Raw genomic sequence first — 18,770 nt, forward strand, 5'->3', positions numbered from 1 at the left:
TAGAAATAAAACATTCGGCTTGTTGTGCAGACAAGCCCGGAACAACCGCTCCGATTTGTTGATTAAACGGTCAGATCACCCCAGAAAATTGTTCAGGAAGGGAAGAAACTGAGTGAAAGGGACACAATAGGTTAATGAATAACTGACAATTGGCCTCGGTAAGTCGTGTTCAACGGTTTGTTACCAGTCTTAATCTGATAAGTATAGACCCCGGTTTGCACAGTTGCCTGCTTGTAGGTCCCGTCCCAGGGGCGTTCATATCCCCTGGAATAAAAGATAAGTTCGCCCCAACGACTATAAATCGACACTTCGGCTTGCGGGAAAGAACCAATGTTAGGAATTACCCATGAATCGTTCATGCCATCGGCATTGGGCGAGAACGCCGACGGAATGTATAGAGGCTCGCTTACCTCAACCAGCACACTAAAGGTAGCGACGCAGCCACTTACACCGACGGCCGTTAACTGATAGGGCGTCGTTTCAACCGGGCTGGCCTCAGGGCTGGCGACATCTGCCTGACTAAGAGCCGCTGGCGGACTCCATTCGTATCGACTAATCGGCTCATCACTCTGGGTTACAAGTTGAACCGTGGCCCCTTTTACGATACCATACGTAGTCTGGCCACTTAGCACAGGCCCTCCCGATACAACGGCCCAACGATCCGCCGACACCCGACAACCCTCGGACGATGTAATCGTGTACGTCAGTTCATGCCGACCCACTCCAGCCAATGCGGGCTCGAACGTGTTAGCTTTCACCCCAGCGCCCGCATAAATCCCCCCCGCCGGTTGCCCCTGTAAGGAAATTGGCGCAGGATACGTAATGCAAACGGGCGCAATAGAATCGAACTGCACCGCCGGGCGGTCAAACTGGCCCAGCACATAGGGATTGGAAACGGCGGTGCAACCCGTTGGCGCCGTGACCGTAACCTGATACGTTCCTGCCTGACTTGCCGTGACCTGGCTTTGGGTATCTGCTAATTTGGCGCCGTCACGCTGCCAGGTATAGCTGTTGCCACTCGCCGATACGACCGTTAGCTGGACGGATGAATCGGGGCAAATTTTGGCCGCCGAGGCATTAAGCTGCGCTACAGGTCGATTATTTATCGTTACTTGAAGGCTATCAAGCCCATCGCATTCGGCTACAGATGATTTTGTCAGCACCCGATAGGTTCCGGACTGATAGACCCGTAGTGTAGCCTGCTCTCCGGCAATCGCCTGCCCATCCCGACGCCATTGGTATTGCGTACCGGGCTGTCCGTCGGCCTGTATCGTAACCGTGTCACCGGCACAGTAAGGGGCTGGCGTTCCTACCGAAAGTTTAACGGCGGCTGTTTTCGACACCGCCACTTTCACCGCCTGCGACACCGTATCGTTGGCACAAACTTTGGCCTGACTCTTGACGACGGTATACACACCCGACTCCGCAACCTGAAGCGTGTCGGTTACTGACCCCCTGATGTTAATGCCATCTTTCTGCCACTGGTAGGCCCAAACCGAATTTTTCTCGACGCTGAGCACCAGTGGTTTCGTACTGCACCAGTTAATTTCAGCCGTTGACTTTCCATCGGCCAGCACAACGGCCGGGGGCGGTGTATTCTTAGAACAATCGACAACGGGGAGTTGGAAATCCCGACGCACAACCCCGATCAACACCCCATTCCGGTATTCTTCACACTGAACAGTGAACAAATAAAGCCCTTCCTGACTAGCCCGTACCGACAGCTGACCTGTTGCCGGGTCAATACGCAACGCTGGATTACCCGGAATTATGTTCGACAGACTGTATCCCGGTGCCCACGATATAAGGGGATAGGTGGCTCGTGGCGACTGGTCTATGCTGTTGGGGACACCCCGGTTTGTGTAGCCGTTCAGGGGTGTCACCAGCGAGTACTTGAGTTGATCCCCATCCACATCTGTGGCCCCGGCGTTGAATGTAAACGACTTATTTATGCAGATGTAGCTTCCATTCGGCAACCGAAAATCAGGAGCCGAGTTTTTAAAACTCACTCCATTTTTCATCATTGCCGGAAATTCCAGGTAAAAGACCATACCAACACCGGCAGCGATACTGCTGTTCACGTTCGTCAGATTATCCGTTCGGCAGCAGCGTTCCCAAACCATGTAGTAGCCGCCGGGGTCCGTGTATTTCTGGGTATCGAACTGATAGGTTGTATAATATTTTGCCTGTGTAAATTCTAACTTACGAAGGGTTGCGCAGGCAGCGTTATCGAAGGTGAGCGGAAGTGTTTCCTGAAGATCGAGTTCAATTCGTTCAATTAGAACTGGGTTCTGCTTCCGGTAAATGAGCAAGGTAACGGAGGCATCCCGATTACCGGCACTCGTTTTGGTTTGGTCCCAATATTGATTTAACTGCAACAGAAAAAGGCCGGGCGTTGTGCCAACCGCATGCATGCTTACATCTCCCCCAATGATGTGCGTTGCCCGAACGCTGAACGACAAGAGCGTACCGACAACCAACATCAATACCCTCTTTAATTCGGGGGACATTCCGCTCTTCACCCGTTGCATAACGCCAGTGCCGATTAATTAATGTTGTACAGTCAGCTTCACAAAAAAACAATACTGAATATACAAACAGTGATAGCACTAATGCGTCATTCGGCTAAAGCCTATTTATCCTATGGTACTTTAGAGTAATATTAGTAAGACAAGTATGTACAAAAAAACTTATTTGGAGAGGATACCTTTGGCAATAAGGTATGGAATCAAAAGCCAGAGCAGTCCTTTGATCAGAAAGAAAAGAAAGCCGCCCCAGCCGACGCGTCTGAGCCAAAATTTGAACCGCTCATTCATAGCCTAAAGATAGTAATTTCCAATTGCCTGGTTTATTTCGCAACGGCGCTCGCCTTGCCACAGTCTGACCAACTCCAGCCAAAACGGATGATCTGACGGGAACAGCGGACGGATAATGTAAACTTAAGTCAGGGTCGTTTAGGAACCAACAAAATACCTTTGGATAGCCTTAAAACGCGGTTCCGATAAATTATCCCAAAAATAAAAGCAACTTTGCCCGCTCGTTTGTTAGTCATAAAGAATCATTTTAGGGCAGAACCAATCATGAATATTACAAAAGACAAAGTTGCCGCCATCCACTATACCTTGCGTGATAGTAACGGTAACATACTGGATTCCAGCCAGGGGCGAGATCCCTTGTATTACCTGCATGGCGCAAACAACCTGATTCCGGGTATGGAAGAAGGGCTGGAAGGCCGCACAAAAGGCGACGTACTGAAATTAGACGTCGATCCGGAGAAAGGATACGGCAAACGTGATCCTCAACTGGTAGAAGAGGTACCAATCAAGGCGTTTGGTGGGCAGAAGGTTGAAGTAGGCATGCAGTTTGAAGCTAACGATGGCCAGGTAATTACGGTAACCAATGTTGGCCCGGAAACCGTAACCGTCGATGCGAACCATCCTTTAGCCGATCAGAGCTTACATTTCGATGTTGAAGTGATTGACGTTCGGGACGCAACCTCCGATGAACTCTCGCACGGCCACGTTCACGGCCCCGGCGGGCATCATTAACCCGTTAGTCGTTTGTGGTTTGTCGAAACGAACGAACCACAAACGACTAACCATTCTTATCTTTGTGCCACAAACTCATGGCACAACTAGGTACAGATAAGGCGATTGCCAAGGCATTTCTGGAAGCGGGAAACGTAGTCGGTATTCCAACAGAAACAGTATACGGCCTGGCCGGTAATGCGCTCAACCCCGATGCAGTTCTAACCATTTTTCGGGTAAAAAATCGCCCCGCCTTCGATCCGCTCATCGTTCATACGGATTCGTTTGACAAACTCGATCAGTTTGTTACGGACATTCCCGACCGTGCCTATCAACTGGCAAAAGCCTTCTGGCCTGGTCCGCTTACCCTCCTATTGCCTAGGCGCGATTTAATTCCAGACCTCGTTACGGCGGGTTTGCCCAGCGTTGCGGTTCGTATTCCCAACCATCCTCTAACCCTCGACCTGCTTCGTTCGCTCGACTTTCCGCTGGCAGCGCCCAGTGCGAACCCGTTTGGCTATATCAGCCCAACCACGGCGCAACACGTAGCCGACCAACTGGGCGATCAGGTACCGTACATTCTGGATGGTGGTCCCGCCAAAGTCGGCATTGAGTCCACAATCATTGGGTTTGACAACCAGGAAGCCACGGTATTCCGACTGGGAGGCATGGCTCTCGAGCAGATCGAGGCCATCATCGGCCCTGTTTCGGTGAGAACCCATTCGACCTCAAATCCCAAAGCACCAGGCATGCTGAGCAGCCATTATGCCCCTCGCAAGCCACTGATTCTCTTACCCTCGGGCGCAAGTCCTGAGCCGGGACCACGAGTCGGCGCATTAGCTTTCCGGGAACCCTTTGGCGGCATTCGCGCGGAGCAGCAACGCATCCTCTCGCCCACCGGCGACTTAACCGAAGCGGCAAAAAACCTTTTCGCCCACCTGCGGGCTCTGGACAATCTTCCCGTCGATGTTATTTATGCCGAACCCTTACCCAATGAGGGACTTGGCTGGGCCATGAACGACCGGCTCCGACGGGCCAGCGTGCAGGAGTAAGTGATGGCTAGACCTTTTCCCGCTCAATTGAATCGGCTGCTTTGTCTGCCAGTTCTATAATCATTGGCAAGAGGTGGCCAAACCGAGCGTCCTGGCTGTGTCCCTGTTTCCAGCGGGCGTAAATCTGCTGAGCAATCACCGCATTTTTGTAAAGCCCAAATACATAATAGAACAGGATATAGCTGACGTCCCGGCCGCTTTTTTCGGCATAACGAGCGATCACTTCCTGCCGGGTGAGGTTACCGGGAAGCCATGTCAGGTTGAAGTTTCGATAGGCCGGGCTATCGCCAGCTTCCGACCAATAGGCCAGCGTGGCACCTACATCCATGAGCGGATCGCCTACTGTTGCCATTTCCCAGTCGAGTACGCCTTTGATTAGGGGAATTGGCTCGCCCGTGGTCTTATCCAATTCCAGCAGCACATTGTCGAATTTATAGTCGTTGTGCAGAAAAGCGGCCGCCTGTTCGGGCGGGTAATTTTCCTGAAGCCACGTTCCGGTACGGTCCATAGCGGGTATCTTATCCGTTTCGGCAGCACGATAGCGCTTTATCCACCCCTCGACCTGCCGCTGTACGTACCCATCCGGTTTCCCCAACTGCCTGAGCCCGGTGGCGTCGATATCCAATGTGTGGATAGCCACCAGATTGTCGACGAGTACTTCCGATAGCTGACGCATCCGTTCGGGAGCAAGACTCAGTGTTGGAGCCATCGACGCCCGTAAAATAACCCCTTGCACCCGTGTCATGATGTAAAACGGAGCACCCAGCACATCGGGTGTTTCGTCGTATACGACCGGTTTTGGAATTTTGTCGTAATGACCCGTCAGGAGCGATAAGACCCTGAACTCGCGGCCCATGTCGTGGCCTCCTTTGATGTTGGCACCAAACGGCGGTCGGCGCAGGACGTATTCCTGATTGGCAGTTTTGAGTAGATACGTCAGATTCGAGAACCCACCCGCAAACTGTCGAACCTCCTGCACGGTGCCTACATCCGGCACATTTGCCAGGAGGAACGCATTGAGTTTTATTAAATCGAGTTCTTCACCCGAACGGACCGAACGCGGCAAATCAGAAGGTATCATAGAAAAATTTGTATCACTCGGCACCGATCGTTTTTTCAGCCGCCATCATCTGGCGAAACTGCCGCAACTCTTTGGCTTTCTGTTTAATATCGAGGCCATATTTTTTCAGAATGCTGATCGCCAGATTCTGTTTGTGCACCTCATCGGCCCCGTCCCAAATGCGGGCGCCACGCTCGTGTCGGTACATCGCCGACAAAACAGTATCGTCCGTAACGCCCAACGCACCATGCACCTGAATGGCCCGGTCGAGTACGCGCAGAAACGCATTGGCCACGTAAAACTTTATCCCCGAAACGGCTTCCCGCACATTGCTTACGCCAACCGTGTCGATCATATACGCCGTGTTGAGCACATACAACCGACAGGCGTCAATCTCGGCCCGGCTTTCGGAGATAAAATCCTGGATAAATTGCTTTTCACCCAACATCACACCGTCTTCAATCTCCCGCGTCGCGGCCCGTTTACACAGCAGGTCCAGCGCTTTTTCGGCATTTCCTATCCACCGCATGCAATGGTGTACCCGGCCCGGGCCCAGCCGTTCCTGCGCCAGCCGAAAGCCCATACCTTCCCCGGCAATTACGTTCGAAATGGGCACGCGGCAGTTTGTGTAAGTAACTTCAGAATGACTGAACCATCCCTCTCCCGCTTCGCCAAACACGGGTATGTTTCGCTCGATAGTAAAGCCCGGCGTATCGGTCGGGACAATAATCATGCTGGCCCGCTGGTGAGGAGCCGCGTCTGGATTGGTCACGGCCATGACGACGGCAAACGCAGCGCCGTCGGCCGACGACGTAAACCATTTACGACCATTGATAACGTATTCATCCCCCTCTCTTACGGCCAGGGTAGCCATCCGAGTTGGATTTGAACCTGCAAATTCGGGTTCCGTCATGGAAAAGCAGGAACGGATATCACCTGCCATCAAGGGTTTTAAATAGCACTCCTTCAGTTCATCGGATGCGAATTTGTTGAGCAGTTCGGTGTTGCCAATATCGGGTGCCTGGCAGCCAAATACATAATGCCCAAAAAACGGCGCGTATGCTAATACTTCACTAATTTGACCAAACTCGCAAAGTGTCAGGCCATGACCTTGCTCTTCTGCGGAGAGATGCAATCCCCATAAACCAGCCGCTTTCACCTGCTGGCGTTTCTGATCGAGGATAGGAATTAGATCACCAAGTTTATTATGTGAAAAGCCGTCTTCCAGCGGAATCAGCTGTGTCTCGACGAATTCGCGAACCCTTGCCAGCAAGGGCTTTACGCGTTCCGTAGTGAAAATCGTGTCCATCGTTTGTTAACGTAAAGACAGGCAAATTATGGCATTTTTTCACAGTAAAATAGCCCGTTCTGAAATGTTGCTGGCCACCCATCACTCATAATTCTTCTATTACGACCGATCGAGCTCATCACTCCGCCCCTGCAAGCCGCCCGTATGCACGGCCACGACGGTCGCTCCATTGGGAAAATACCCTTGTTGGGCCAGATCGTAGATGCCGTAGAGCATCTTACCGGTGTAAACCTGCTCCAGAAGTATGCCATTTTTCTGTTCAAAATCCCTGATGAACGTCAACAGTTCGGGGGTGGTTCTGGCGTATCCGCCAAAATGGTAATTCTGTACTCGCCAGCCTGTGGCTACTGAGGCCGGCATTGCCGACAGCCAGAGGCTATCGGGCACTTTCAACACCACAAATCCCATCACCTGGGTCGCTTCCGGGGCTGACTGCGCTAGTCCGGCCACGGTGCCACCCGTCCCAACCGGGCAACACACATAATCGGGTGTGTGACCAAGTTGAGCCACAATTTCCGGCATAATTTCGGCAGTTCCCTGGATAGCCAGTTCATTCGTTCCCCCTTCGGGCAGCACATAACAAGGCCCAAATTGATCGGTTAAGTCAGCCAGAAACTCAGGCGTATCTTTTCGCCGATACGCGTCCCGGCTGACGAAATGAAGATCCATCCCCACCCCCTGGCAAAACCGCAACGTGTCATTTAATGGCTTCCCGGCAAGTTCGTCGCCCCGGACAATTCCAATTGTCCGAAATCCAACTGCCTGACCAGCTGCCGCGGTGGCATACAGATGATTGGAATAGGCTCCGCCAAACGTCAGCAATGTGGTATGTCCCTGTTCGCGAGCGGCCAGTATATTATACTTAAGTTTACGCCATTTATTACCCGACACCAACGGATGCAGCAGATCGTCCCGTTTTAAGAATAGGTCGATGGCAAGCGGTTCCGAAAAAGGGTCGTCAAGTAGTTGCAGTGGCGAGTTACCTGCCAAATTGGCGAGTTGCCGGGCAAGTTCGTCCATAATCCGTATTTTTGCTGATTCATTACAAACCTAGGCGGTTTTTGAACCGGATGGGTCTATTAGGCATAGAAATGGTAGCGGAAACGGAAGACGAATTACCCGAAGACGACGAATTATACGAGCATCACCGAATCGTGGTAGATAAAGGCCAGAGCCTTCTACGGATTGATCGCTTCCTGATGGACCGGCTGCAGAATGCAACGCGCACCAAAATTCAGGCCGCTATCGATGCCGAATCGGTGCGGGTAAACGATAAGCCAACCAAAGCCAGTTACAAAATAAAACCGCTGGATGTCATCACGATTTCGCTTGCCCATCCACCCCGCGAAACGGATGTCAAACCAGAGAATATACCCATCGACATTGTCTTTGAGGACGATGACTTACTGGTTATCAATAAGGTAGCGGGTATGGTTGTTCACCCGGCCCACGGCAACTGGGACGGCACGCTGGTCAATGCCCTCGTCTATCACTTTCAGAACCTGCCCACCTCCCGGAACGGTGAAATCAGGCCGGGCCTGGTCCACCGCATCGATAAAGATACATCGGGTCTGATGGTGATCGCGAAAACGGAATATGCGATGACGCACCTGGCCCGGCAGTTCTTCGAGCACAGCATCGAGCGAACGTACAACGCGCTGACCTGGGGCGTACCCAATCCACTAATTGGTACCATTACGGGCTTCATTGGGCGGTCGATCAAAGACCGTAAAGTGCAAGCCATTTACGATGATGAGTCAAAGGGAAAGTGGGCCATTACGCATTACACAACGCTCGAAGAGTTGGGGTATGTTGCTCTGGTACAGTGTAAGCTGGAAACGGGCCGGACCCACCAGATTCGAGCGCACTTCAAGCACATTGGCAATCCGTTGTTCAACGATGCTATGTACGGGGGCGACCGGATTTTGCGCGGTACACCCGTTGGTAGCTACAAAGCTTTTGTCGAGAATGCCTTCAAACTGTTACCTCGCCAGGCACTGCATGCAAAGTCGTTAGGCTTCACGCATCCCCGAACGCGCGAGTGGCTCCAGTTTGATTCTGATTTACCAGACGATTTCCAGGCAGCCCTTGCAAAATGGCGAAGCAAAATGACAAATCGTTCAGCCGGGGTGGATGATCAATAAAGTTGTATATTCGACCAGTCACAGCCATTTACTCCCTATTTATCATTCATGATTTCTATTCGTCCCGGTACCCTTGAAGACGTACCCGAAGCTTTCGCCCTGGTAACTGAACTCGCCATTTATGAACGGGCAGCCGATCAGGTTACCAATACCATCGAGCAAATGGCAATCGATGGTTTTGGCCCAAATCCACTTTTTGGAATGATTATGGCCGAAGACTCCGATCGTAAAAAAATTGTTGGTATGGCCCTGTATTTCTATCGGTACTCGACCTGGAAAGGCAAACGGTTGTACCTCGAAGACATCATCGTTACGGAGAGCTTTCGGGGCTATGGCGTTGGAAAACTACTCTTGGACGCCACCATCGAAATGGCCCGCGAAACCCACTGTACAGGTATGATGTGGCAGGTACTCGACTGGAATGAGCCTGCCATTGGGTTTTATAAACAATTTGGCACCCGTTTCGACGACGGCTGGACGAACTGCCATTTGGACTTTTAAAGTAGGATTAGGAGCGGAGAGTGAGGAGTTAAGCGGGCTGACGCCTACTTTTTGCTGACGCCGGTCTGCCGGTGCGGTTAGCCCTCCTAACTCCTCGCTCCTAATACTGCCACGAATACCTTACCTTTGCCTTTCGAGCATAGACATTAAGCATGACGTATCGTCAACGGAAAGCCATCCGTATAGCAGGATGGGTGTTTTTAAGTATTTTTTTGCTGGCTCTCGTAGGCGCTGGCGTGGCCTATTCCAAACGGGAAAGTCTGTTAAAAACCGCTCTCGAACGAGGTATTCGCAAGGCTAAGCGAGACTATAACCTCGATGTCAGGATCGGGTCCGCCAAATTCACCGGATTAAGTTCGTTAGCTTTTACCGACATTTCAGTCGTACCTAACAAGCGCGACAGTCTGGCGCGGATTCAGCGGGTAGAGCTGGAAGTCCGGTTCTGGCCATTGCTGGCTGGTAAAATCGGCCTATCGGGGATGACGCTCGAAAATGGCCTGATTCAGGTGATCAAACGCGACTCTCTATCCAACATAGACTTCCTGCTTCACCGCAAACGCGATTCAACCGCAACCGACAGCGCCCCCGTTGAACCAACTCGCCGGACGAATCTGGCCGATGTGACGGAAAACCTGATCGACAATATTTTATCCAAAATTCCGGACGACCTCAACGTTAACAATCTGGAGTTCAGAGGGATTGATATCGGCAATGATACCATTAACCTGCTCACGCAAACCGCCGTTATCAAGAACGAAAACGTTACCTCAACCATTAAGTTGAACGGTAATCAGGCAATCTGGCATCTGGCCGGCACAGCAGATCCCGGCGACCGCGAATACAACCTGGCCCTCTATGCCGAAGGGAAGAACGGGCGCCCGCAACCTATTGATATTCCTTACGTTCAAAAGAAGTATAACCTTAAAGTTCAGGCAGATACGCTCCGCGCTGAGCTGCGGGATGTAGACCGGTCAGGTGGGCAGTTCCGGCTCGAAGGGGCAGGCTCCGTACGAAATCTTCGGATCAACCACCCGGCTATCGCCCGCACCGACGTGTTGGTTAGCAGTGCCGCCGTCGATGCGAATCTGTTTGTTGGCGAAAATTATGTCGGTATCGATAGTTCATCGACGCTCCACCTGGGCGAAGTTAGTGCGCGGCCCTTCATAAAATACACGCTCCCCGATGCAGGCTCCTCTACCGGGCAGGGGAAACTGTATGACGTGCAATTACATACGGATCCGATGGATGCGCAGGCTCTATTTAATTCGTTCCCGCAGGGGCTTTTTGAGTCGCTGGAAGGCATGCAGGTTTCCGGAAAGCTCAAATATGACCTATCCTTTCAGTTCGATACGGCCCTTCCCGACTCGGTAAAATTCAATTCCGGTCTGACACAGGACAACTTTCGGGTGATCAAAATGGGCCGAACGGATTTTGCCGCCATCAATAAACCCTTCGTTTACACGCCTTACGAAAAAGGCAAGCCCGTTCGTGACATTATCGTTGGCCCTGAAAATCCGGACTATACCCCGATCGACCAGATTTCGCCCGATCTGCGAAATGCCCTCCTGACGTCGGAAGATTATAACTTTTTCACCCACAATGGTTTTAATGAAAAGGCATTCCGGGTGTCCATTGCGACCAATTTCAAAGAGAAATCATTCAAGCGGGGAGCCAGTACCATTTCCATGCAATTGGTAAAGAATGCGTTTCTGAGCCGAAATAAAACGCTTTCGCGCAAGATCGAGGAAATCCTGATCGTGTGGCTCATCGAAAACGAACACATCGTTTCGAAAGAACGGATGTATGAGGTGTATCTCAACATCATCGAGTGGGGCCGCAATATTTATGGTATTGGTGAAGCGGCCCGCTATTATTTTGCCAAAAGTCCGGCCGATCTGAATCTGGGGGAAAGTATTTTTCTGGCCTTCGTTGTTCCGCGCCCGAAAGCAGCGCTGAATTGGTTTATTCCCGACGGCACTCTGCAAACCCGTAATGTGCGGGGCTATTTCAAGCTGATTGGCCGGATCATGGCCCGTCGTGGCCTTACGGCGCCAGATTCAGGCGCTTATGGCTTTTATGACGTCCGATTACGTCCGGGATTACGGAAAGAAGTGGCCCCAGTCGATTCTCTGTTTCAGGGCGATAGCCTAATGACTGACCCGGTCGATACAGAGATTGATGCCGATGAAGAAGGCGGCAATGGTATCGGCAATTTCTTCCGCCGGTTGTTTAAAGGCAAGAAAACGGACGACAACCGCAATACAGATGAGCAGCCAACGGTTCAGCCAGATCGCCAGGAAGCGCTCCCCGGCATACCGGCACCTGCGGACACCGTTAAAACCCGCAAGCAGCTTCGGCAGGAAAAACGGGAACGAAAACGACGGGAGAAAGAAGCGCGGCAGGCGTTGGAAAATAGTAATCAATAAATCGGAACGGATGAAAGCGTTTTTTAGACTTTTGCTGATCGTGGTCGTGCTGGGTGGCCTTGTCCTGTATGTCGTTTCCCGGCAAAATAATACATCACTTACCCCACAAACCATCGACCTGCAGGTCGACTGTTCTGATCTGGAAAATGTTCTGGTTACTTCAACGGTCAATGTGGCTGTCAAGAATTTATCATCCCGCTCGCACAACGATATATCTGTACAACTGGTAGCCTACGACGACGAAGGGAAGGTGCTCAAGGAGAAATATACAACGTTTTCCCGAACGCTTTTACCAAACAGCAACTTCGACAAACCCGTTACGCTGCCCGCCGGAACCAAGCGTTGTGACTGCAAAATAGTGAGTTCGCATCCCGTTCGTTAACGAGCTACACTAGGCTCCAGTAAGGGTAATGGCTTTTCGTCGATAGGTATTTTTATCAAGCTGATTCAGCAGGAAAGCGGCTACATCGGCGCGGCTGATGCGGGGAAAGTCAAATCGGCTGAATGGCAGATGCTCACCAACCCGGTAATGTCCGGTTATGGGGCCGTTTGTCAGGCTGGTAGGTCGTACGATTGTCCAGTCAAGCGCACTTTCCCGAACAGCCTGCTCCTGTTTTTCTTTTTCGGCAATCACACCACTTAGTAGCGTTTTAATGATCAGCTTACTGGGTAAGGAAGCCTCCTCGTAGCTCGTACCAACGCCCAATGAAGACACGACGAACAGCGTTTTAACGCCTGCCTGGTACATTGCCGTTATCAAATTACTGGTGCCATCAGCTACGGCCTGATCCTGTTGGCCTGGACGGCTACCCAACGAACAAATAACTGCGTCCTGACGCCGAACGGCTGGCAATAAGGTTTCGGGCTTTAGAACATCGCCGGTTATGACGGTCAAATGGGGGTGTTGAATGGAAAGCCGGGCCGGATCACGAACGAAAGCCGTCACGAAATGGCCCGCCTGAAGTGCCTGTTCTACCGCTTGCCGCCCTGTACCTCCGGTGGCACCTACTACGAGTACTTGCATAAAAAGCTGATTTTAGCTACAGACATAACCCAAAATCAGCTTTTCAGTTTTTACTGTTTTAACGTGAGTAATCGTTTTATTCAATCGCTACGCGATTGGATGTTTGTAGAAGAACTTTTTAAAGTTTAACACCAAGCGTAAGTCCGCTTTGTCCGGTTGGCGTGAAGTAAGGATCGAGGGTTACCTTCTCCATGTTCTTTCTTCGTTTATGCCACTCTGGAATGAGTATGCCACAGGCCGCTCCTACCGCAAAGCCCGTCATGACATCTGTCCTGAAATGCTTGCCAGCCTCCATTCGATTCCAGGCAACCAGAGCCGGTGGCACACTGGCAACGGAGTAGGTCAGGATACGTTTCCAGCCTTTAATACCATGATAATCAGTAAATACCTTTGCCAGAAAGTAGGTAGACGTGGAGCTAAACGAAACGTGACCGCTATAAAATGAGTTGGTTTTTGCCTCGCCAATTTTCGATTCCAGCGGAAGTCCCGGATTGTAGGTCAATGGCCTTGCCCGCCGGATTGAGTAAGCCGATGCGAAGTAAATAATGTTATCGACGGCGTGCGTTACTGCGTATAAAGTCAGCAGGTCGAGCCAGTCTTTTCGTATGCGTTTGTCGGCCATCAGCAATACCGGGCTTAAAATAGCGACATTCAGAAAGAGGTCCGACCGGGCCTGTGCTCGCTCAAATCCGGCTGGATTGTAGAGTGCGACTGGCCTGTCGAAGGCGTTGATTTTGTTAATGTCGAGTGCCTTGACGTCTTCTGCCGTAAACGAGGCCAGATGGTCCAGTTTCTTAAACCCAACCGAGGATACGCCGATGAAGAGTATTGAACCGGTTAGTTCATATTTTTTGGTTACCTGGTAAATCTTCTGGTTCGTAGAATCCGATTGACCATACACACTATGGATAACAACCAGCCAGAGGCAGAGGGCGGTACGAATAGTCATAGTTAAACTAAAAATTGATTATTCATTAATTCTCAACAGGTGCGTATAGATGGCTTCCTGCGACCGTATCGGCGCACCCTCTGTTAAGACGGGAACCATCCTTAACTGGTCATCGATAAAATACGCCTGTGTGTTGTCGGCCAGTTGGAAGTCGATCAATTGCCGGATCTGGGCCTGCAAACGAGCCTCATAAACGGGGAAACAAACTTCAATGCGCCGATAGAGATTCCGGTTCATCCAATCCGCCGAGCCAAGGTATGTTTCGGGCTGATTATTATTGTTGAAGATGTAGACTCGCCCATGTTCGAGGTAGCGATCAACGATCCGCCGAACGGTAATGTGCTCACTCTGACCAGGCACACCCGGCACTAACGTACAGATGGCCCGAACGATCAACTCTACCCGCACCCCGGCCTGGCTGGCTTCGTAGAGTTTGTCGACCATCGTTTTTTCCTGTAAATTATTGAGTTTAATCGTGATATGGGCTTCCCGGCCAGCCCGTTGGTGCGCAATTTCCCGATCAATCAGGGCAAAAAAATGATCCATCAAGTTGAACGGGGCCACGAGCAAGTGTCGGAAAGAAAGAGACGGGTATTTGTCGGGCTGCTCACGGGTTTGCAGGTAAGTAAAGAGCAAATCCAGTTCCTGCGTCAAGCCCGGATGGCTCGTCAACAATACATGATCGGTATAAAACCGAGCCGTCCCTTCATTAAAATTACCCGTTGCCAACAGGCCATACTGCTGGCTGCGTAAACCCTGCTGCCGTTTTACCAGCGCCGTTTTAGCATGTACTTTTAATGACGGAATACTGTATACGAGCCGAACACCAGCCGCTTTCAGTTGCTTTCCCCATTTTAGGTTGTTGGCCTCGTCAAAACGAGCTTTCAGTTCAACGAAAACCGTAACCTCCTTGCCATTCTTTGCCGCGCTGATCAGGGCATTCACAATCGCTGAATTGGCCGCTACCCGGTACAGGGTTACGTATATTTCGCGCACGTGCGGGTCGATGGCGGCTTCGTTAAAAAAACGCAGTATCGAATTATAGGACTGGTAGGGCAAATGCAGCAAATGGTCCTGCTGATCGAGCTGGGCAAAAATAGAGGTGTCGCCCTGTAGAACCGGATAAGCAAGCGGAGGCCGTGATGGGTACCTTAGCCGATTACCCACCGGATTGGGCAGATCAGCCAGATCGCTCAACGTATGATAACGCCCGCCCCTGGTCAGTTCCTGTCGGGTCAGGTCAAAATAACCGCAGAGAAAATCGAGCAGGTCGGTAGGCAGGGCTGCATCGTACAGAAACCGGGTCGGACGACCAGCGGTGCGCTGGTCGAGCATATGCGCTACATTCTCGTCCATTTCTCCCGAGAACTCATCCACGATACTAACATCGGCGTTTCGGTTGATTTTGATACTATAACATCCCTGTATCGTAAAGTCCGGAAAAACAGCGGTCAGATGCTGCCGAATCACATCGTCGAGAAACACCAACTGACAGCAATTATCCAGGGCAGGCAGTTCATAAAAGCGAGGCAGGTGCTGGCGAGGGATAGGTAACAGGGCGTATCGGACGGGTTCTGTTGCTTCGGGCGTTTTGAGGGCGACGACAAAATAAAGCGAACTGTCGGGCAACTGAATTGCTTCCCGGTTGGCCTCAGAAAGCCATATGGGCTGAATAAAGGTCAGCACCTGGCTAAAAAAGTAATCGGTTACGGCTGGTTCATGGGTGGGTATCAGCGGTTCGCCATAATACAGATGCACGCCGTTTTCCACCAGTTGCGGCAGAAGCTGACTTGTCAACAATCGCCCAAACTCTTCCTGACATTGCAGCACCGTTGCCTGTACCTCAAGCAGCAAGTGCGGATCGGTAGCTTCATGATCGGTAGACCCGAGTTCACCCAGCGCCATCAGGGCCGACATTCTGACCCGAAAAAACTCCTCCAGGTTGGATGAGAAAATGGCCAGAAATCGAATGCGTTCATACAGCGGCACTGCCGGATTAGCCGCTTCCTGAAGAACCCGGCGATTGAAACTGAGCCAGCTCAGATCCCGGTTAAAATACGTGTAGGACGAACGCGGGGACATCTTGTTTCGGTTAGTCGTTGCAGAACGGTGGGCCTTTACTCCAGCAGATCAGGTCGCCGAATTCGTGTTCGTTCGAGGGCCTGTTCGTGCCGCCATTCGTCGATTTTAGCTTCATGGCCCGAGAGTAAAATATCGGGAACGCGATGACCTTCAAATTCGGCGGGACGCGTATAGACGGGTGGCGCTAACAGGTTGTCCTGAAACGAGTCGGTCAAAGCGGATGTTTCGTCATTCAGAACGCCCGGCAGTAACCGGATTATGGCGTCAGACAGCACGCAGGCAGCCAGTTCTCCCCCAGACAGTACATAGTCGCCAATACTCATTTCCCTGGTAATGAATACCTCGCGCACCCGCTCATCGACGCCTTTGTAATGGCCGCACAGGATGATAAGGTTCTGTTTTAAGGAAAGTGAATTAGCCGTCTGTTGGTTCAGTCGTTCGCCATCCGGCGTCATATAAATAACCTCATCGTAGGTACGTTCGGCCTGTAGTGATCGGATGCACCGCGCAATCGGCTCAATTTGCATGACCATACCGGCCCCACCTCCGAAAGCATAATCGTCTACACGCCGGTGTTTGTCGGCCGTGTAATCGCGCAGGTCGTGAACAACAACCTCGACATAACCACCCTGCTGTGCCCGTTGCAGAATGGAATGGGCAAAGAAACTATCCAACAGCCGGGGCAGGCAGGTTATAATATCAATCCTCATCGGTATTGTCAGCGTCACCGTTCACTTCTGCGTTTTCATCAGTCTTGCTATCGTCTTCCATGTAGATCTCAAGTAAGCCATCGGGCAACACCACATTGAGTTTCTGACTAGCCCGGTCAACCGTCCGAACGATGTCGCTATTGATGGGAATCAGCACTTCTTTGCCCAGGTAATCCATCGCGATCAAGTCCTGCGCATTCATGGCGTACACCCCCCGGACAGTGCCTAGCTCACCCGATTCGGCGTCAACAACCTGGTAACCAACGATTTCGTGAAAGTAGAAACGCGTTTCATCAGTAATAGGCTCCAGTTCATCCAGTGGTAAAAATGCGCCACAATTAATGAGCCGCTCGGCTTGCTCAATGGTGTTTACGTCTTCGAACGCAACGATAGCCCGGCTCCCTTTAACAATAGCGATGGATTCGATAAAGTACGGAATCAGGTCACCCTTCACCTCCAGCAAAACGGATTCCAGATCGGCGTATTCGGCCGCGTTGTCTACATCTAAAAAAAGGACTAACTCACCACTGACGCCATGCGTTTTGGTGATGTGTCCTAGCTGGTAACAATCATCTTTTGTCATATATAAAGTGGCCCGCTGGCGCTTTATCAGAACCTATTCTTTTTAATTATTGATGCGGCAATTCAGCAAAGCAACGACCGTTACCACGCCGACCGACCGCATGTTGTACAAAAATAGCCTGTTCAACGATGAACAGGCTATTAAGTAGCATTTTTACAGAAGCGCGGGGCTCCGTAGAAAATTATTCAGCAGCTGGTGCGTCCGGTGCAGCGGCTTCCGTTGCAGGGGCAGCTTCAGCAGCAGGTGCGTCAGCCGCTGGGGCTTCTTCCACTTCTGGAGCGGCTTCAACGACAGGCTCTTCTACCTTGTTTTTCTTAGCGATAGCTTCAGCGCGCGCTTCGTTCACTTTTTTCTCAGCATCCAGACGAGCAGCACGATCCTGCTCTTTGGTTTGCGATTTAGTGTCGGCAGCACCGGCTTTGCGGTTTTCTTTCTCGCTCTTCCAGGCCGTGTACTTTTCATCGGCCTGCTCCTGTGAGATGGCTCCTTTGTTAACGCCAACCTGCAGGTGTTTGCGATACATGATGCCTTCGTGCGACAATACCGAACGAGCGGTATCCGTCGGCTGAGCACCTACCATGAGCCAGTAAACGGCCCGTTCCGACTTCAAAACGACCGTCGAAGGGTCGGTGTTGGGGTTGTATGAACCGATTTTTTCAATAAACCGGCCATCGCGAGGAGAGGTTGACTCAGCGATCACGATGTCATACATCGCCATTTTCTTGCGTCCACGACGCGCTAAACGAATTTTAACAGCCATTTGTGCTTGCTTGTTTTTGACGGGAGACGCATCCCCCTTGTAAAACGTGGCCGCAAAGGTAAGAAAAAATTCGGGTAGACCAAAAAAGTTTACAGTTTGTGGTTTACGGTTGGCTGGCGCATACACGTTCGATGCGTTAGCCAACCGTAAACCACAAACTGTAAACCATAAACCAAAAAATCCCTCACAACACGAGTCTATAAGCCGGGTTCTGTCTTCCCGCCAAAAGCGAAATGGCTTATCATTTATCTAGGATGGCCGTCACCGGCCACCTCGTTCGACCTACCCGCATCGGCAGTAAACGCAGGCCCGGTTGGGCTTACGCTGAAACGGGAACGGGCCGCCCCACGTCCGACGCTTATTTGGTCTTTCAGCCCCTAAGGTTTATCCTGCCCCGCTGGTCACCCAGCGGGCGGTGGGCTCTTACTCCACCTTTTCACCCTTACCCCACCAAAGCGGGGCGGTATATTCTCTGTGACACTGGCTGTCGAACGGTCGTTCCCAACCGCCCGCCTTCCCGTTAGGAAGTAGGGTGCCCTATGCTGCCCGGACTTTCCTCGCCTAATTGCTCAGACGCGATAAGCCGACTCGTATCGTTCGGGGAGCGCAAAGGTACAGATATGTGGCGGTTTTGAGAAACCAA

At 51.5% G+C, this 18,770-nt stretch carries 16 protein-coding genes and 1 other RNA gene; 6 read left to right on the forward strand and 11 right to left on the reverse strand.

The features are described 5' to 3' along the window. Positions 1–131: 131 nt before the first annotated feature. Entirely contained in the window at positions 132–2,510 is a 2,379-nt protein-coding gene (locus SD10_RS14285; RefSeq protein WP_227699219.1) for a T9SS type B sorting domain-containing protein, read from the reverse strand. Positions 2,511–3,080: 570 nt separating this feature from the next. Between SD10_RS14285 and SD10_RS14290 the strand changes: the two genes are divergently transcribed. Both SD10_RS14290 and SD10_RS14295 read left to right on the forward strand, forming a co-directional pair. Then, positions 3,081–3,548: an FKBP-type peptidyl-prolyl cis-trans isomerase gene (locus tag SD10_RS14290; protein ID WP_046574503.1), complete on the forward strand. Its 468-nt coding sequence runs from the start codon at positions 3,081–3,083 to the stop codon at positions 3,546–3,548. 77 nt (positions 3,549–3,625) lie between these two features. Continuing rightward, positions 3,626–4,579 (forward strand): L-threonylcarbamoyladenylate synthase, encoded by a 954-nt coding sequence (locus SD10_RS14295; protein WP_046574505.1) that lies wholly within the window; start codon positions 3,626–3,628, stop codon positions 4,577–4,579. A 7-nt stretch (positions 4,580–4,586) separates the two neighbouring features. Here SD10_RS14295 and SD10_RS14300 read toward each other — a convergent pair whose 3' ends face one another. From SD10_RS14300 to SD10_RS14310, 3 genes are all read right to left on the reverse strand, one after another. Then, positions 4,587–5,660, reverse strand: a complete 1,074-nt coding sequence (locus tag SD10_RS14300) for a phosphotransferase family protein (protein WP_046574507.1) — start codon at positions 5,658–5,660, stop codon at positions 4,587–4,589. A gap of 13 nt (positions 5,661–5,673) precedes the next feature. Next, a complete protein-coding gene (locus SD10_RS14305) occupies positions 5,674–6,948 on the reverse strand; it encodes an acyl-CoA dehydrogenase family protein (RefSeq protein ID WP_046574509.1) in 1,275 nt (424 codons plus the stop codon). A gap of 99 nt (positions 6,949–7,047) precedes the next feature. Next, on the reverse strand, positions 7,048–7,968 hold the full coding sequence (locus SD10_RS14310; protein WP_046574511.1) for a 1-aminocyclopropane-1-carboxylate deaminase/D-cysteine desulfhydrase: 921 nt from the start codon (positions 7,966–7,968) through the stop codon (positions 7,048–7,050). A gap of 71 nt (positions 7,969–8,039) precedes the next feature. Here SD10_RS14310 and SD10_RS14315 point away from each other — a divergent pair, with 71 nt between their 5' ends. The 4 genes from SD10_RS14315 (at position 8,040) to SD10_RS14330 (ending at position 12,401) form a co-directional block, all read left to right on the forward strand. Then, on the forward strand, positions 8,040–9,092 hold the full coding sequence (locus SD10_RS14315; protein ID WP_046579539.1) for an RluA family pseudouridine synthase: 1,053 nt from the start codon (positions 8,040–8,042) through the stop codon (positions 9,090–9,092). Positions 9,093–9,140: 48 nt separating this feature from the next. Beyond that, on the forward strand, positions 9,141–9,593 hold the full coding sequence (locus SD10_RS14320; RefSeq protein WP_046574513.1) for a GNAT family N-acetyltransferase: 453 nt from the start codon (positions 9,141–9,143) through the stop codon (positions 9,591–9,593). A gap of 152 nt (positions 9,594–9,745) precedes the next feature. After that, positions 9,746–12,019 carry a transglycosylase domain-containing protein gene (locus SD10_RS14325; RefSeq protein WP_046574520.1) on the forward strand — a complete coding sequence of 758 codons (2,274 nt, stop codon included), beginning with the start codon at positions 9,746–9,748 and terminating at the stop codon, positions 12,017–12,019. A 10-nt stretch (positions 12,020–12,029) separates the two neighbouring features. After that, complete coding sequence (locus SD10_RS14330; protein ID WP_046574522.1) at positions 12,030–12,401, forward strand: hypothetical protein; 372 nt, start codon at positions 12,030–12,032, stop codon at positions 12,399–12,401. A gap of 9 nt (positions 12,402–12,410) precedes the next feature. Here the strand turns inward: SD10_RS14330 and SD10_RS14335 are convergent, their stop codons facing one another. The 7 genes from SD10_RS14335 to rnpB all read right to left on the reverse strand — a co-directional run bounded on the left by SD10_RS14335 (position 12,411) and on the right by rnpB (position 18,722). Further along, complete coding sequence (locus SD10_RS14335) at positions 12,411–13,043, reverse strand: NAD(P)-dependent oxidoreductase (protein ID WP_046574523.1); 633 nt, start codon at positions 13,041–13,043, stop codon at positions 12,411–12,413. A gap of 118 nt (positions 13,044–13,161) precedes the next feature. Beyond that, on the reverse strand, positions 13,162–13,992 hold the full coding sequence (locus tag SD10_RS14340; RefSeq protein ID WP_046574525.1) for a phosphatase PAP2 family protein: 831 nt from the start codon (positions 13,990–13,992) through the stop codon (positions 13,162–13,164). An 18-nt stretch (positions 13,993–14,010) separates the two neighbouring features. Further along, on the reverse strand, positions 14,011–16,074 hold the full coding sequence (gene ppk1 / locus SD10_RS14345; protein ID WP_046574527.1) for a polyphosphate kinase 1: 2,064 nt from the start codon (positions 16,072–16,074) through the stop codon (positions 14,011–14,013). A 35-nt stretch (positions 16,075–16,109) separates the two neighbouring features. Next, positions 16,110–16,784 carry a tRNA (guanosine(37)-N1)-methyltransferase TrmD gene (trmD, locus tag SD10_RS14350; protein WP_046574529.1) on the reverse strand — a complete coding sequence of 225 codons (675 nt, stop codon included), beginning with the start codon at positions 16,782–16,784 and terminating at the stop codon, positions 16,110–16,112. After that, positions 16,774–17,367 carry a ribosome maturation factor RimM gene (gene rimM / locus SD10_RS14355; RefSeq protein ID WP_046574530.1) on the reverse strand — a complete coding sequence of 198 codons (594 nt, stop codon included), beginning with the start codon at positions 17,365–17,367 and terminating at the stop codon, positions 16,774–16,776. The genes trmD and rimM overlap by 11 nt, the downstream gene beginning before the upstream one ends. A gap of 181 nt (positions 17,368–17,548) precedes the next feature. Continuing rightward, entirely contained in the window at positions 17,549–18,127 is a 579-nt protein-coding gene (locus SD10_RS14360) for a 30S ribosomal protein S16 (RefSeq protein ID WP_046579541.1), read from the reverse strand. 184 nt (positions 18,128–18,311) lie between these two features. Continuing rightward, positions 18,312–18,722: RNase P RNA component class A (gene rnpB / locus SD10_RS28980), an RNA gene on the reverse strand. Between the last annotated feature and the right edge of the window lie 48 nt (positions 18,723–18,770).

The sequence above is a fragment of the Spirosoma radiotolerans genome (assembly GCF_000974425.1).
GTDB classification, from domain to species: Bacteria; Bacteroidota; Bacteroidia; order Cytophagales; family Spirosomataceae; genus Spirosoma; species Spirosoma radiotolerans.

What these genes read in the sequence shown, in the direction of transcription:
- SD10_RS14285 (WP_227699219.1), bottom strand. Translation starts at nt 2,510, where the DNA reads ATGTCCCCCGAATTAAAGAGGGTATTGATGTTGGTTGTCGGTACGCTC.
- SD10_RS14290 (WP_046574503.1), top strand. Translation starts at nt 3,081, where the DNA reads ATGAATATTACAAAAGACAAAGTTGCCGCCATCCACTATACCTTGCGT.
- SD10_RS14295 (WP_046574505.1), top strand. Translation starts at nt 3,626, where the DNA reads ATGGCACAACTAGGTACAGATAAGGCGATTGCCAAGGCATTTCTGGAA.
- SD10_RS14300 (WP_046574507.1), bottom strand. Translation starts at nt 5,660, where the DNA reads ATGATACCTTCTGATTTGCCGCGTTCGGTCCGTTCGGGTGAAGAACTC.
- SD10_RS14305 (WP_046574509.1), bottom strand. Translation starts at nt 6,948, where the DNA reads ATGGACACGATTTTCACTACGGAACGCGTAAAGCCCTTGCTGGCAAGG.
- SD10_RS14310 (WP_046574511.1), bottom strand. Translation starts at nt 7,968, where the DNA reads ATGGACGAACTTGCCCGGCAACTCGCCAATTTGGCAGGTAACTCGCCA.
- SD10_RS14315 (WP_046579539.1), top strand. Translation starts at nt 8,040, where the DNA reads ATGGTAGCGGAAACGGAAGACGAATTACCCGAAGACGACGAATTATAC.
- SD10_RS14320 (WP_046574513.1), top strand. Translation starts at nt 9,141, where the DNA reads ATGATTTCTATTCGTCCCGGTACCCTTGAAGACGTACCCGAAGCTTTC.
- SD10_RS14325 (WP_046574520.1), top strand. Translation starts at nt 9,746, where the DNA reads ATGACGTATCGTCAACGGAAAGCCATCCGTATAGCAGGATGGGTGTTT.
- SD10_RS14330 (WP_046574522.1), top strand. Translation starts at nt 12,030, where the DNA reads ATGAAAGCGTTTTTTAGACTTTTGCTGATCGTGGTCGTGCTGGGTGGC.
- SD10_RS14335 (WP_046574523.1), bottom strand. Translation starts at nt 13,043, where the DNA reads ATGCAAGTACTCGTAGTAGGTGCCACCGGAGGTACAGGGCGGCAAGCG.
- SD10_RS14340 (WP_046574525.1), bottom strand. Translation starts at nt 13,992, where the DNA reads ATGACTATTCGTACCGCCCTCTGCCTCTGGCTGGTTGTTATCCATAGT.
- ppk1 (WP_046574527.1), bottom strand. Translation starts at nt 16,074, where the DNA reads ATGTCCCCGCGTTCGTCCTACACGTATTTTAACCGGGATCTGAGCTGG.
- trmD (WP_046574529.1), bottom strand. Translation starts at nt 16,784, where the DNA reads ATGAGGATTGATATTATAACCTGCCTGCCCCGGCTGTTGGATAGTTTC.
- rimM (WP_046574530.1), bottom strand. Translation starts at nt 17,367, where the DNA reads ATGACAAAAGATGATTGTTACCAGCTAGGACACATCACCAAAACGCAT.
- SD10_RS14360 (WP_046579541.1), bottom strand. Translation starts at nt 18,127, where the DNA reads ATGGCTGTTAAAATTCGTTTAGCGCGTCGTGGACGCAAGAAAATGGCG.